Annotated in this window: 14 protein-coding genes and 1 pseudogene; 8 read left to right on the top strand and 7 right to left on the bottom strand. The window is 67.5% G+C overall.

Annotated features, from left to right (window positions below; all coding sequences use genetic code 11):
- Positions 1 to 39 precede the first annotated feature (39 nt).
- From LX13_RS05520 to ramB, 3 genes are read right to left on the bottom strand one after another with little or no spacing between them, the layout of a single operon-like run.
- Positions 40 to 792, bottom strand: a complete 753-nt coding sequence (locus LX13_RS05520) for a class I SAM-dependent methyltransferase (protein WP_372499828.1) — start codon at positions 790 to 792, stop codon at positions 40 to 42.
- A complete protein-coding gene (locus tag LX13_RS05515; RefSeq protein WP_253660272.1) occupies positions 789 to 1,319 on the bottom strand; it encodes a carboxymuconolactone decarboxylase family protein in 531 nt (176 codons plus the stop codon). The genes LX13_RS05520 and LX13_RS05515 overlap by 4 nt, the downstream gene beginning before the upstream one ends.
- 19 nt (positions 1,320 to 1,338) lie before the next feature.
- Positions 1,339 to 2,748, bottom strand: coding sequence for an acetate metabolism transcriptional regulator RamB (ramB, locus tag LX13_RS05510; RefSeq protein WP_253660271.1), 1,410 nt, complete (start codon positions 2,746 to 2,748; stop codon positions 1,339 to 1,341).
- Between the two features lie 415 nt (positions 2,749 to 3,163).
- Here ramB and aceA point away from each other — a divergent pair, with 415 nt between their 5' ends.
- From aceA to LX13_RS23405, 4 genes and pseudogenes are all read left to right on the top strand, one after another.
- The gene (aceA, locus tag LX13_RS05505; protein ID WP_253660270.1) at positions 3,164 to 4,459 is read left to right on the top strand and encodes an isocitrate lyase; all 1,296 of its coding nucleotides are present in this window, start codon (positions 3,164 to 3,166) and stop codon (positions 4,457 to 4,459) included.
- 180 nt (positions 4,460 to 4,639) lie between these two features.
- Positions 4,640 to 5,512: a 3-hydroxybutyryl-CoA dehydrogenase gene (locus LX13_RS05500; RefSeq protein WP_308214709.1), complete on the top strand. Its 873-nt coding sequence runs from the start codon at positions 4,640 to 4,642 to the stop codon at positions 5,510 to 5,512.
- 82 nt (positions 5,513 to 5,594) lie between these two features.
- Positions 5,595 to 6,338 (top strand): chymotrypsin family serine protease, encoded by a 744-nt coding sequence (locus tag LX13_RS05495; RefSeq protein ID WP_253660269.1) that lies wholly within the window; start codon positions 5,595 to 5,597, stop codon positions 6,336 to 6,338.
- Positions 6,241 to 6,990 (top strand): annotated as a pseudogene (locus tag LX13_RS23405) (rhomboid-like protein); the annotation flags it as partial. The gene LX13_RS05495 and the pseudogene LX13_RS23405, both read left to right, overlap by 98 nt.
- Positions 6,991 to 7,052: 62 nt before the next feature.
- Here LX13_RS23405 and LX13_RS05490 read toward each other — a convergent pair.
- From LX13_RS05490 to LX13_RS05475, 4 genes are read right to left on the bottom strand one after another with little or no spacing between them, the layout of a single operon-like run.
- A complete protein-coding gene (locus LX13_RS05490) occupies positions 7,053 to 7,925 on the bottom strand; it encodes a polyphosphate kinase 2 family protein (protein ID WP_253660268.1) in 873 nt (290 codons plus the stop codon).
- Positions 7,926 to 7,930: 5 nt separating this feature from the next.
- Complete coding sequence (locus LX13_RS05485) at positions 7,931 to 8,770, bottom strand: SDR family NAD(P)-dependent oxidoreductase (protein ID WP_253660267.1); 840 nt, start codon at positions 8,768 to 8,770, stop codon at positions 7,931 to 7,933.
- The gene (locus tag LX13_RS05480; RefSeq protein ID WP_253660266.1) at positions 8,767 to 9,114 is read right to left on the bottom strand and encodes a DUF4873 domain-containing protein; all 348 of its coding nucleotides are present in this window, start codon (positions 9,112 to 9,114) and stop codon (positions 8,767 to 8,769) included. Before LX13_RS05480 ends, LX13_RS05485 begins: the two co-directional genes overlap by 4 nt.
- A gap of 17 nt (positions 9,115 to 9,131) precedes the next feature.
- Positions 9,132 to 9,923, bottom strand: a complete 792-nt coding sequence (locus LX13_RS05475; RefSeq protein WP_253660265.1) for a TetR/AcrR family transcriptional regulator — start codon at positions 9,921 to 9,923, stop codon at positions 9,132 to 9,134.
- Positions 9,924 to 10,130: 207 nt separating this feature from the next.
- Here LX13_RS05475 and LX13_RS05470 point away from each other — a divergent pair, with 207 nt between their 5' ends.
- The 4 genes from LX13_RS05470 (at position 10,131) to LX13_RS05455 (ending at position 13,070) form a co-directional block, all read left to right on the top strand.
- On the top strand, positions 10,131 to 11,348 hold the full coding sequence (locus LX13_RS05470; protein WP_253660574.1) for a DUF445 domain-containing protein: 1,218 nt from the start codon (positions 10,131 to 10,133) through the stop codon (positions 11,346 to 11,348).
- A gap of 100 nt (positions 11,349 to 11,448) precedes the next feature.
- The gene (locus LX13_RS05465; protein WP_253660264.1) at positions 11,449 to 11,886 is read left to right on the top strand and encodes a helix-turn-helix domain-containing protein; all 438 of its coding nucleotides are present in this window, start codon (positions 11,449 to 11,451) and stop codon (positions 11,884 to 11,886) included.
- A gap of 79 nt (positions 11,887 to 11,965) precedes the next feature.
- Positions 11,966 to 12,637: a heparin-binding hemagglutinin gene (locus LX13_RS05460; RefSeq protein WP_253660263.1), complete on the top strand. Its 672-nt coding sequence runs from the start codon at positions 11,966 to 11,968 to the stop codon at positions 12,635 to 12,637.
- Between the two features lie 121 nt (positions 12,638 to 12,758).
- Positions 12,759 to 13,070 carry a DUF2516 family protein gene (locus tag LX13_RS05455; RefSeq protein WP_253660262.1) on the top strand — a complete coding sequence of 104 codons (312 nt, stop codon included), beginning with the start codon at positions 12,759 to 12,761 and terminating at the stop codon, positions 13,068 to 13,070.
- The last annotated feature ends 27 nt before the right edge of the window (positions 13,071 to 13,097 follow it).

The raw sequence follows: 13,097 nt of genomic DNA, 5'->3' as shown, positions 1-13,097 counted from the left end.
GGAGTGCCAGGCTAACCCACCGGACGCCCTGGCGGGCCGTTACCGCGAGGTCGTCTGTGGGGATTTCCGGGCGGTGACGAACTGGCCCTGGCCGGTGATGGTCTGCTCGATGTCGACCAGGCCGGCCGCGGCCAGTCGGTCGGTGATCTCGTGGCGGCCGAAGATCCGGAAGCCGCTGACCTTGTTGAGGACGCCGAGTCCGGGCACCGCGGTGATCCGGGTGCGGACGGTGGTGAACACCGCGACCTCGCCACCGGGCGCGACGACGCGGGCCAGCTCGTCGACCACCGCGAACGGATCGGTGATCAGGTAGAGCGCGGCGAGGCAGGCGACGGTGTCGAAGGTGTTGTCGGCGAACGGGAGTGCGTGCGCGTCCCCACGGACGTATCCCGTGCGCGCTCCGCTGTTGTCGCGCACCGCCCGACTGAGCATGGGCGCCGAGAAGTCCACGCCCACACTGAGTCCGTCACCAGTCAACCCGGCGGCGAAGCGTCGGGTGTAGTTGCCGGGGCCGCACGCGACGTCGAGGACCTTCCGGTCGCCCGATCGGCTGAGGTGCGCGGTCAGGGTGCGGTCCTGCACGGCCGTCGACGCACCACCCAGGCTGAACAGGCGGGTGAAGACCGGGCGCCACGCCCGCTCGTAGACCTCGGCGAACAGCGGGTTCTGCATCACCCGGAGGCTCAGTGAGTCCGCGGCCTCCGGGGGGTCGAGGACATCGAGGTAGCCGGCGGAGTCATCGCGGACGGGCACGGTCAGCAGGGCCCGGATCCGGTCGGTGGGCGCGGTCATCGGTCGCGCTGTACGCGCAGGGTCCCGAGCGTGGTCGCCAGCGAATCGTACTGTCCGACAAGCATGACCAGACCGATCTGCTGGCGCTCGGACAGGTGCTCGGTGATCGTCTGCCACGTGCTGTCGGTGATGTCGCGGTCGGTGACGAGCTCGTCGACCGCGCGCAGGATCGCCGTGTCCCGCGCGGACCACCCGGCGTCGGGTCCGTTCACGATGCGTTCGACCATCGCGGCGTCGATCCCGGCGCGACGGCCGAGGCGGATGTGGTGGTCCATCTCGTAGGCGGAGTCGCGCAGGTGCGCGGTCCGCAGGATGACCATCTCGGTGTCGCGCCGCGACAGCGTCCCGAAGGGCATGAGGCGGGCCGAGTAGTAGAGCCACCCGCGGAACAGCCCGCCGGTGCGCCCGAGGGTGGAGAAGATGTGCATGTCGGGCAGGCCCAGCGTGCGCGACGCGATACGGCAGAAGGCCCAGTTGACTGGGCCGAGTTGGCGGAGGGTGCCTGGGGCGATGCGAGGTTCGGTCACGCGGTCGACGGTAGCCGAGTCACTCGATGAGGTACGGCGAGATGGTGCTTCGGTGCTCGTCGATCTGCAGGGTCGCCCCGAGCGCGGGGAACGCCCGCTGCGCGCAGTTGACCCGCTCGCACACGCGGCAACCGGCGCCGATCGGGGTGACCTGCGCCTGCGGGCCGATCTCCAGGCCGTCGGCGTAGACCAACCGCCCGGCGTGCCGCAGCTCGCAGCCGAGGCCGATGGCGAACGTCTTGCCCGGCTGGCCGTAGCGGGCCGCGCGACGCTCGACCGTCCGCGCGACCCAGAGGTAGGTGCGCCCGTCGGGCATCTGCGCGATCTGCGTGAGGATCTTGCCGGGCGAGGCGAAGGTCTCGTAGACGTTCCACAGCGGGCAGGTGCCGCCGCTCGAGGAGAAGTGGAAACCGGTGGCGGACTGTCGCTTCGACATGTTCCCGGCGCGATCGACCCGGACGAACGAGAACGGGACGCCGCGCAGGTTCGGCCGCTGCAGCGTCGACAATCGGTGGCAGACGGTCTCGTAGGACACCTGGTAGAACGCCGACAGCCGTTCGATGTCGTAGCGGAAATCCTCGGCGGCACCGTGGAACTGGGCGTAGGGGAGCACGGTGGCGGCGGCGAAGTAGTTGGCCAGGCCGAGCATCGCCAGACTGCGTGCCTCGTCGTTGGTGAAGTTGCCCTCGTCGGCCAACGTGTTCAGCAGGTCGCCGTACTCCAGGTAGGCCAGCTCGGCCGCGAGCTTGAAGGTCCGCTGTCCACCGGAGAGGTGACGCGAGATCTCGAGTCGCCGTGCGGTCGGGTCGAACCGGTGCAGGACGGTGTCGCCCATGTCGACGCGGCGTACGACCGACACCCCGTGGACGGTCTCGAGCCGGTTGTGGATCTCGCGGCGCACGTCGCCGGAGTGCATCCGCATCCGGTTGGTCAGTTCCTCGGCGGCGGTGTCGAGGTCGTGCAGGTAGTTGTGCCGTTGGTAGAAGTAGTCGCGGACCTCCTCGTGGGGCGCGGTGATCGCGCCACGCATGCTGCCGTCGACGCGGTCGTCGGTCGCCGCCGCGAGCTGGTCGGTGGCGATCCGGTAGCGCCGGTGCAGGTTGACCATGGCGCGGGCGAGGTCGGGGTGGGCGCGGACCATGTCGGTGACCTCGGCCGATTCGGTGCCACTGCCGACATCGGGATCCTGCAGCACCTCGTTCATCTCGGCGACCAGCCGCACGTTGTCCTGCGAGCTGAAGAACACCTCGTCGACCCCGAAGACCTCGCTGAGCTTGAGCAGCACCGGGTCGGTCAGTGGCCGCGCGTCGTGCTCGAGCTGGTTCAGATACGACGGCGAGATCGCGAGTGTCTGGGCCAACGAGACCTGGGAGAGCCCACGCTCCGACCGCAGCTGGCGCAGTCGCGATCCCACGTAGGTCTTGCTCACCGTCTCAGGCTACGACGCGTTCGGCGGGGGTCGCGCGCCGACGACAGGGTCCGGGTTGTCGGACCCGGAATGTGATTGTCGTCACTGTGGGCCGTCTTGTCCCCGTGTGGACACGTCGTGTGCCGCGTCGGACGATCGCGGCGGGCTCTGCGCCCCGCCCGTGTAAAAACGCAGTACGGGCGTACTTTTTGGCGCCTGATGCCCCGGGGCTTCGCAGACCCAACTTTGCAAACTTCGCAAGAACTGTGCAAATGCTGGCCTGAATTGGCAGTTGCGAGGTGTGGACCAGCACGTTTGTTCTGTGGCACTCTCGTTGCAGGCACCGCCCAGTCAGCCAGTTGATTGCGAAGAAATTCGTGTCGACGTAGGCGGTCCGCAAATCGCACGATGAAACAACGAAAGCGAAGTGGCGAACATGAGCACTGTCGGAAAGCCGAAGACCCCCGCCGAGATCCAGCAGGACTGGGACACCAACCCCCGCTGGGCCGGCGTCACGCGTGACTACACCGCCGAGCAGGTGTCGGAGCTCCAGGGCACCGTCGTCGAGGAGCACACCCTCGCCCGCCGCGGCGCGGAGATCCTGTGGGACGGCGTCACCAAGGGTGACGGCAGCTACCTCAACTCGCTGGGCGCCCTCACCGGCAACCAGGCCGTGCAGCAGGTGCGCGCCGGCCTGAAGGCCGTGTACCTCTCCGGCTGGCAGGTCGCCGGTGACGCGAACCTGTCCGGCCACACCTACCCGGACCAGTCGCTGTACCCGGCGAACTCGGTGCCGACCGTGGTCCGTCGCATCAACAACGCGCTGCTGCGTGCCGACGAGGTCGCAGCGGTCGAGGGCGACAAGTCCATCGACAACTGGCTCGTCCCGATCGTCGCCGACGGTGAAGCCGGCTTCGGTGGCGCGCTCAACGTCTACGAGCTGCAGAAGGCGCTCATCGCCGCCGGTGCAGCCGGTACCCACTGGGAGGACCAGCTGGCGTCGGAGAAGAAGTGCGGCCACCTCGGTGGCAAGGTGCTCATCCCCACCCAGCAGCACATCCGCACCCTGAACTCGGCTCGTCTGGCCGCCGACGTCGCGAACGTGCCCACCGTGGTCATCGCCCGCACCGACGCCGAGGCCGCGACCCTCATCACCTCCGATGTCGACGACCGTGACAAGCAGTTCGTCACCGGTGAGCGCACCGCCGAGGGTTACTACAACGTCAAGAACGGCATCGAGCCGTGCATCGCGCGTGCGAAGTCCTACGCGCCGTACGCCGACCTGATCTGGATGGAGACCGGCACCCCCGATCTCCAGCTGGCCCGCAAGTTCTCCGAGGCGGTCAAGGCGGACTTCCCCGACCAGCTGCTGGCCTACAACTGCAGCCCGTCGTTCAACTGGTCACAGCACCTGGACGACGACACCATCGCGAAGTTCCAGAAGGAGCTCGGCGCGATGGGCTTCACGTTCCAGTTCATCACCCTGGCCGGTTTCCACTCGCTCAACTACGGCATGTTCGATCTGGCGCACGGCTACGCCCGCAACGGCATGACGGCGTTCGTCGACCTGCAGAACCGTGAGTTCAAGGCCGCCGAGGAGCGTGGCTTCACCGCCGTCAAGCACCAGCGTGAGGTCGGCGCCGGCTACTTCGACCGCATCGCCACCACCGTCGACCCCAACACGTCGACCGCAGCACTGAAGGGCTCCACCGAAGAGGGCCAGTTCCACTAGCCCGCCACCCCGGAACTCTTCGCCGACCTGTCAGGCGGCCCGTAGCGTTTCGCTGCGGGCCGCCTGCTGGTCTTTCGGTCATCTGAGTCGGTACCCGATAAGGGTTACCCTCATCTCGCCTTTGATCTGTTGTTGCGCAAGCATCTTGAATTCTCACGTCGTGTTGTTGAAGGAGTAGTTGTGGCTAGCGAGAAGATTTCGCGGGTCGGTGTCATCGGCGCCGGCCAGATGGGCGCAGGCATCGCCGAGGTGTGCGCACGTGCCCACGCCGACGTCCTGGTGTACGAGAACACCCCCGAACTGGTCGCCGCCGGTCGCGACCGGATCCTCAAGTCGCTCGACCGCGGCGTGAGCAGCGGCAAGCTGACCGAGCGCGAACGCGAACAGGCCACCGACAACCTGCGTTTCACCTCCGACCTCGCCGACTTCGCCGATCGCCAGATCGTGTGCGAGGCCATCATCGAGGACGAGACGATCAAGACGAAGGTCTTCGCCGAGCTCGACAAGGTCGTCACCGACCCCGACGCCGTCCTCGCCTCCAACACCTCCTCGATCCCGATCACGCGACTCGGTGTGGCCACCGCCAACCCCGAGCGGGTCATCGGCATGCACTTCTTCAACCCTGTCCCGGTGTTGCCGCTGGTCGAGCTGATCACCAGCCTCGCGACGTCGGACGCGGTCTCCGCCCGCGCCGAGCAGTTCGCCGGTGAGATCCTCGGCAAGCAGGTCGTGCGTTCGGCCGACCGCTCGGGCTTCATCGTCAACGCCCTGCTGGTGCCGTACCTGCTCTCCGCGATCCGCATGGTGGAGAGCGGCTTCGCCACCGCCGAGGACGTCGACAAGGGCATGGTCCTGGGGTGCGCGCACCCGATGGGTCCGCTCAAGCTCACCGACCTCGTGGGGCTCGACACCGTGAAGTCCATCGCCGACAAGATGTTCGACGAGTACAAGGAGCCGCTGTACGCACCGCCGCCGCTGCTCCTGCGCCTCGTCGAGGCCGGGCGCCTCGGCAAGAAGTCCGGACACGGCTTCTACGAGTACGCCAAGAAGTAGACGCATTCCCCGCGCCGGATCGCCGGCGGCGGTGTTTACTTCTCCCACGTCACCGAACCGGTGGCGCAGGTGTGAGGTGGAGATGACTGCTCGCCGGCGGGTCCGATTGTCGGTTCTGGTCGTGGCCCTCGTGATCGCGTCGGTGTCGGGCGGTCTCGGGTCGGCGCAGGCCGCGCCGAACGTGACCGTCGGCGGCGGCGCCGGAGTGCTCATCGGCACCGGGTCGTCGGCGCAGTTGTGCACTCTGAACTCGATCGGTCGCGACCGCTTCGGCGGACTGGTCGGGCTCACCGCGGGCCACTGTGCGAGCGTCGGCGAGACGGTGCGACTCGAGAATGCAGCGGGTTCCGGCGTGATCGGAGTCGTCCGAGCGTCGACACGAACCGCCGCACCGTCGTCGGTGTCCGGACTCGACTACGCGGTGATCGGCTTCGACACCGGGAAGGTCCGACCGACCGCCGCTCGTGGCCGGGTTGTCATCGCAGGCATCGGAAGGGACCCCGCCATCGGTGCGACGGCCTGCAAGCAGGGGCGAACCACCGGCTACAGCTGCGGACCGGTGCTCCGTCGGCTGTCGGCGACCACGATCATCGTCGCGACCTGCGCGCAACCCGGTGATTCCGGTGGCCCGGTCGTCGCTGGCGACCGCGTCGTCGGACTGTTGCGTGGGAGCGTCGTCTACTCCGGCGTCGCCGGATCCGCGTATCCCTCGTGTTCGACGCGTGCCGATGCCGCGCGGACCCCGCTGGCCGCCACGTCGATGGGCGCGATCCTCGCCGACCTCGACCGTGTGGGTCGTGTGGGCGCCGGGTATCGGCCGGTCTGAGCACCCAGCGACCTCACAGCCGCAGACGAGTGCGGCCACAGGCGGCGTCGGCAGTGTCGAGCGCATGGAACTCGCGCGCTCGGTACGGACGCACTTCGCCCGCGCGCCGTTGACCACGGCGTGGTTGCTGGTGCTGCTGATCACCACGATCGTGCAGCACGCGGTGTCGGCGGCGACGGTGTCGAGGTGGTTGGCCGAGTCGTCGACCGACCTCGTACATCTCTCGCGTGAGCCGCTGTCGGTGCTGGCGTCGAGCCTCGTCTGGCTCGACGGCGCCTACTGGCTCCCGTACGCGCTGTTCTTCGGCGTGCTCCTCGTCCCGACCGAGCACTGGCTGGGCGCGCGCCGGTGGCTCATGGTCGGGGTCGCCGGTCACGTGCTGGCCACCTACATCAGTCAGGGCGCGCTCTGGCTGGCGATCTACGCAGGGTTCGCCGGGCCGTCGGAGGTGTCGATGCGTGACGTCGGCGTCAGCTACTTCATGTTCGCCATCATGGGTGTGCTCGCCTACCGGTTCACCGGTCGGTGGCGTGCGGTGTACGTCGCGGTCATCGTGACCTGTTGCCTGACACCGCTGATCGTCGATGTCGGTGTCACCAACCTCGGACACTTCTCGGCCGTGCTCATCGGGCTCGCCTGCTACCCGCTGACCCGCGGTGTCGGATCGTCAGCAAACTCTCCCGCTCACCGGGAAACTCTGCTGACGATCCCGCGTCAGCTCTCGGCGAGGCGCTTCTTCTCGTGTTCGACATCGAAGTCGGGGTCCGGCCACCCGAGGTCCATGGCCTCCAAGGCGTCGATGACCAGCTCGGTGATCGCCAGCCGCGCATACCATTTGCGGTCGGCCGGCACGACGTGCCAGGGTGCGACGTCGGTGTCGGTCTCCTCCAGCATCGCCTGATAGGCCTCCTGGTAGCCCGACCAGTACGCGCGCTCGTCGATGTCGGCGGGGTTGAACTTCCAGTACTTGTCGGGCCGGTCGAGACGCTTGGCCAGGCGCTCGCGCTGTGCGTCGGGGGAGATGTGCAACATCGCCTTGACGACGGTGGTGCCGGCGTCGACGAGTTCACGCTCGAACGCGTTGATCTCCTCATACCGTTTCTGCCACACCGGCATCGGGACCAGATCATGCACCCGCACGACGAGGACGTCCTCGTAGTGCGACCGGTCGAACACCCCGATCTGGCCGGGATCGGGAAGCTTCTTCTTGATGCGCCACAGGAAGTCGTGTTCCAGCTCCTCGTCGGTCGGCTTCCCGAACGACGCGTGCGACACCCCCTGCGGGTCGACCATGCCCATCACGTGGCGCACGATCCCGCCCTTGCCCGAGGTGTCCATCCCCTGCAGGACCAGCAGCACCGACCGCGTGTCCCCGCTGCGTCCGCCCGCGTAGAGCAACTCCTGCAAACCGGCCAGACGTTCACCGCGCTTCGTGAGGAGCTTCGCGCCGTCCGACTTCGACCCGTCGAAACCGGGTTTCGCACGGGTGTCGATGGTGTCGAGCCGCCCGAGTGTCTCCGGTCGGAGCGTCGACGATCGGATGCGGTCCGGCTTCTTGCTGCTGCCCAGGTCCTTGGTCTTGCTCATCTACCTCACCCTTCCGGTGGGAACAGGCCGCCGCCACCGAAGGCCTCGCGGTGCGAGTCCGGTCGGCTGCCGTTGTCGTTGGTGAGTCCGTAGCCCGCACCCAACTCCGCGCTGACGAGCGTCGCGCCGTTGTGGGTACCCAGTTCGGGATCGGCGGCCAGCGCGTCGATCACACGTCCGACGAACGTCGGGTCCTCGGCGCGTTCGAGCGAGAACCCGGCGAACTCGTCCATGCCGAGCGAGAGGAGCAGTTCGGTGCGGATGAGGCCGAGCCACAGGCTGATCGCCGTGACCCCGGTGCCGGTGAGTTCGTGGCCCATGTCGAACGACATCTTGTCCAGCGCGGTCTTGCTCATCCCGTAGAGCACCGAGTGCAGATGACCCCGTGACCCGAACGACGAGATGTTGACCAGCAGCCCGGAGCCCTGCGGGACCATTGTCTGCGCGGCGTGCACCGAGGCGACGTAGTGCGACCGGAGACCCACCTCGATCAGGGTGTCCCAGTCCGAGATCGGCCGCTGCCAGAACGTGTCGCTGAAACCGCCGAAACCCCGTGGTGCGGCCCAGACGTTGTTGACGAGCAGATCCAACCGCGACTCGTCGGTGCGGATCCGGGCGAAGACCTCGGCCACCTGGTCGTCGTCGACGTGGTCGCAGGTCACCGCGTGGGCGCGCCCGCCCGCCGCGGTGATGTCGGCCGCGACCCGACCGAGAGGGTCGTCGGGGTCGGTGCTGCCACGACCGGTGAGATAGACCGTCCACCCGGCCGCGCCCAGTGCGGTGGCCACACCGCGGCCGACGCCACGGCTGCCGCCGGTCACCAGGGCGACCCGGTGGTCGGTCACCGGTCCACGTCGTCGGGCAGCTGCGCGAACGGGGGAGCACCCACGCCGGTCACGACGTGGCCGCCGAATGCATCCTGCGCCGCGAGCAGTCCGTCGCCGGCGCCCCGAGGGGTCGCGATGTGGACGTCGGTGCCGTCGGTCACGGGCGGATCAGCCGGGTCCGACGCCGCGGACAACCCGCGAATACGACCCTGCCACACGAACTTCCCACCGATGGGGTCGAAGTGGCCGACCAGCTGCACGGCGACCTCGACGGGTCGACGCCCGGCGACGGTCACCGTGGCGGGGCCGGAGTAACTCCCCGCGTCGTCATCGTCATGGCCGTGTTCATCGGCATCGCTCATGGAAGGAGACTAGATGCTCACGGTGCGGCGTCGGAGGGGAAGTGCGGCAGCGGGTGTTCCTGCGCGTTGAACAGTTCCGCCGACCCGCCGACCTCGGTGATGCCCACGAACGACGTCCACACCAGCATCGTCAGGTGGTTGATCAGCGCCTCCTGTGACAGGCGCCGCTCCACCATCCACCAGTGGGTGGCCAGCTGCACCCCGCCGACGAGGGCGTAGGCCCAGGTCTCGAACCCGCTGGTGTCGAGGTCGCGGTCGGACAGGCGATCGGTCATGGCGTAGGAGACCACCTGCGCGATGAGCTTCTCGGAGTCCGCGAGGACCTTCGGGCTGGCGTAGTTCGAACTGGTGACGAAGGCGTAGATCTCCGGCTCGTCGGAGATGGTCTGCACGTACACCGAGATGACGCCCCGGGTCATCGTGAACTCGTCGACGTCCTCGACCAGCGTCTCGGTGAGTCGCGGCAGCAGCGTGATCTCGATGAACCGCACCATCGCCGCGGTGTTCAGGTCGTTCTTGTCGGTGAAGTAGCGGTAGAGGACGGTCTTCGACACCCCGATGTGGGCGGCGATCTCGTCCATCCCCACGTCGGCGCCGAGCACGCGGACCGCCTCGAGGGTCCCGTCGACCAGCTCGGTGCGGCGCTCCTCCTTGTGCTGCGTCCACCGCTGCTTGCGACCGTCGGTCTTGCTGCCGTTCGCCTCGGCGGGGGCCGTGGCGCGCAGCGCCGCCTCCAGCCCCTTCGTCGCGTGCGCTGCCGCGGCCACGGCGGCGCGTGCGGCGGCGGCTGTGGTGTGGCGGGCTGGCATGACACAACAGTATCGCTGGTCACGATGGTCGACGACGTTGCTGCCGCAGTGACTGCCGATGGGGCCGATTCGGGTAAGACTGGACGGGTGAACCCGACCCATGTCCAGGAGCGCGACACCGTTGTGTCGCCCCCGTCGCCGAACACGCTCGGCGGCCTCAGCGGTGGTACCGCCGCCGACGACGAACGCCGCCGTTCGCTGCGCAAGATGAAGATCGTGGCCACCGGACTGCTGGTGTTCGCCGCGCTCGTCTACCTCTTCACCCGATGGCTCGAGGACCGGGGCGGCGATGACACCGCCGGCTGGGTGGCCTACGTCCGGGCCGCGTCCGAGGCGGGCATGGTCGGTGCGCTCGCCGACTGGTTCGCCGTCACCGCGTTGTTCCGCCAGCCCCTCGGGCTGCCGATCCCGCACACCGCCCTGATCCGTCGCAAGAAGGACCAGATCGGTGAGCAGCTCGGCGATTTCGTCGAACAGAACTTCATGACCCCCTCGGTCATCGAGGGGCAGGTGTCGAAGCTGGAACTGCCGCAGCGCGTCTCGCGGTGGCTGGCCGATCCGAAGAACTCGCCCCGGGTCAGTGCAGAGGCGTCTCGTGCCATCGGACTCGCCGGGGAGATGCTCCAGGACGACGACATCGAACAGTTCATCGTCGCCGGGATGCGCTGGATGGCCGAGCCCCAGTGGGGCCCGCCGGCCGGCCGTGTCCTGGAGTCGCTCATCGAGGAGAACCGTCTCGCGCCGGTCATCCAGATGCTGTGCGACCGCGCGCACGACTGGGCGGAGGGCAGTCAGGGCCTGATCGACAAGGTCATCGACAAGGACGGGCCCGCGTGGGCGCCGAAGTTCCTCAACGCCGTGGTGGGCGACCGGATCCACCGTGAACTCGTCGACTACACCGACAAGGTGCGGACCGACCCCGACCACGACATCCGTCGGGCGATGAACGAGTTCCTCGAACAGTTCGCCCAGGACCTCCAGCACGATCCCGAGACCATTGCCCGTCTCGAGCAGATCAAGGACGAGTTCATCGGCCGCGACGAGGTCGCCGGTGCGGCCTCGACGGCGTGGCGCTCGGCCAAGGCGGTGCTGGGACAGGCCCTCGACGACCCCGACAGCACGCTGCGCTCCAACCTCGCCGACGCGGTCATCAAGGTCGCCACACGCGTCAGCAACGACGAGCCGTTGCAGGCCAAGATGAACATGTGGACCGTGCGCGTCGCCCGCCACGTCGCGAACAACTATGCGACCGAGATCGTCTCGGTGATCACCGAGACCGTGCGCGGGTGGGACGCCGAGGACACCAGCCGCAAGATCGAGCTGCAGGTCGGCCGCGATCTGCAGTTCATCCGCATCAACGGCACGGTCGTCGGCTCGCTCGCCGGTCTCGCCATCTACTCGGTGTCGGTGCTGTTGTTCTCCTGAAATGTGGCGTCGACCACTTATGACGGGGAAAATTAGCTGAGTGCTTGCATTTGCTAGCACTCATGCGAATACTGGCGATCGGAACCAGAGGAGGTTACCGATGAAGCCAGAGGCGGTTGATCCCACGGAGAACACGTCAGCTGACGTCGATTCCGAGGATGCAGCCAGTCGAGCGGTCGCGGGCGTTGCCAGTGCCGCACTGGACATCGGTGGATTCATCCGGTCTCAGCGGGTCGCCGCGGAGGTGTCGCTACGTCAGTTGGCGGAGCGCGCAGGCGTGAGCAACCCGTATCTCAGTCAGATCGAACGAGGGCTGCGCAAGCCCTCCGCCGATGTGCTGGCGCAGATCGCCAAGGGTCTGCGCGTGTCGGCCGAAGTGCTCTATGTGCGCGCCGGCATTCTCGAAGAACGCCCAGCCAGCCCTGTGCGCGACGCGCTGCTCGTCGATTCGGCGATCAGTGAGCGACAGAAGCAGATGCTGCTGGAGATCTACGAGTCGTTCTGCAGAGAGAACAGCTCGGACTCCGCGAAGTCCTAGCAGCACATGGTTATTCGAGAATCCATCGGTCGCGACCACCGCGCCGACATCACCAGATCAGTCAAATGAGGGAGACAGCATGAGCAAGTCAGATCGTAAGATCACCACCCCGATCTTCGCCGCAGTCGGCGCGGGCGACCTCGCCCTGCAGCAGGTCAACGAGGTCCTCAGCCAGCTCCGCGAGCGCACCGAGGCGGCTGCCGAGACCGCGCAGACCCGCATCGAGGAGACCCGTGAGCGCCTGAACTCGCTGCCCGAGGACGTCCCGGCCGGCATCGACGAGCTGCGTACCCGCTTCACCCAGGAGGAGCTGCGCAAGGTCGCCGAGGCCTACATCGAGGTCGCCACCGGCATCTACAACTCGCTCGCCGAGCGCGGCGAGGAGACCGTCGAGCGCCTGCGTCAGCAGCCCGAGTTCCAGGAGAACGTGTCGAAGGCGGAGAAGGCCTACAACGACGCGATCGACCTGACCGAGGACGCGCTGGGCACCATCTCGTCGCAGACCAAGGCCGTCGGCGAGCGCGCCGCCAAGCTCGCCAACCTCGCCTCGGGCAAGGTCGCCGGCGCCGCGGGCACCGTCGAGGCCAAGGGCCGTGGCGCCAAGGACTCGCCGGCCAAGAAGCTCGACGAGCTGAAGAACGAGCCCGTCGCCGCGAAGAAGGCCCCGGCCAAGAAGGCGCCCGCCAAGAAGGCTCCGGCCAAGAAGGCCACCCCGGCCAAGAAGGCCCCGGCCAAGAAGGCTGCGAAGTAACCCTTCCGTACCAGCTCGACCGCGCCCCCGGTGAACTCATCGAGTCCACCGGGGGCGTCGTCGTGTCCGGGGTCGCGTGAGTGCGACAAACAGGGCATTACCCACCGGTTAGACTGCGCGCGTGAACTTCGTCTCCGTGTTGGACTACTCCCGCAGCTTCTTCGTGCTGATCCTCACCGTGATCGCCGGTGTCGCGGCAGTGATCGCACTCATCCATGCCGCGATCCAGCGGCCCGATGCGTTCCCGGCCGTCGATCGTCAGAGCAAGGTGATCTGGGTCAGCATCCTGGTCGTCGCGACCCTGTTCCTCTGGCTCTTCGGACTCCTGGGCATCTTCGGCATCATCGGGATCGTCGCCGTGCTGGTCTACCTGGTCGACGTCCGTCCCCGGGTCGACTCGATCCAGAACAAGAAGTGGTTCCGCAAGGTCTGAGCGCACCCGATATGACAATGTTCGTTG

Origin of the sequence: Williamsia maris (assembly GCF_024171815.1) — a bacterium.
Taxonomy (GTDB): domain Bacteria; phylum Actinomycetota; class Actinomycetes; order Mycobacteriales; family Mycobacteriaceae; genus Williamsia_A; species Williamsia_A maris.
This window is presented reverse-complemented; position numbering and strand designations above follow the sequence as displayed.

Bases quoted from the DNA above. Each gene is read 5' to 3' on its own strand.
- aceA (WP_253660270.1), top strand. From the start codon at position 3,164: ATGAGCACTGTCGGAAAGCCGAAGACCCCCGCCGAGATCCAGCAGGAC.
- LX13_RS05460 (WP_253660263.1), top strand. From the start codon at position 11,966: ATGAGCAAGTCAGATCGTAAGATCACCACCCCGATCTTCGCCGCAGTC.
- LX13_RS05465 (WP_253660264.1), top strand. From the start codon at position 11,449: ATGAAGCCAGAGGCGGTTGATCCCACGGAGAACACGTCAGCTGACGTC.
- LX13_RS05480 (WP_253660266.1), bottom strand. From the start codon at position 9,114: ATGAGCGATGCCGATGAACACGGCCATGACGATGACGACGCGGGGAGT.
- LX13_RS05470 (WP_253660574.1), top strand. From the start codon at position 10,131: ATGAAGATCGTGGCCACCGGACTGCTGGTGTTCGCCGCGCTCGTCTAC.
- LX13_RS05495 (WP_253660269.1), top strand. From the start codon at position 5,595: ATGACTGCTCGCCGGCGGGTCCGATTGTCGGTTCTGGTCGTGGCCCTC.
- LX13_RS05520 (WP_372499828.1), bottom strand. From the start codon at position 792: ATGACCGCGCCCACCGACCGGATCCGGGCCCTGCTGACCGTGCCCGTC.
- LX13_RS05475 (WP_253660265.1), bottom strand. From the start codon at position 9,923: ATGCCAGCCCGCCACACCACAGCCGCCGCCGCACGCGCCGCCGTGGCC.
- LX13_RS05490 (WP_253660268.1), bottom strand. From the start codon at position 7,925: ATGAGCAAGACCAAGGACCTGGGCAGCAGCAAGAAGCCGGACCGCATC.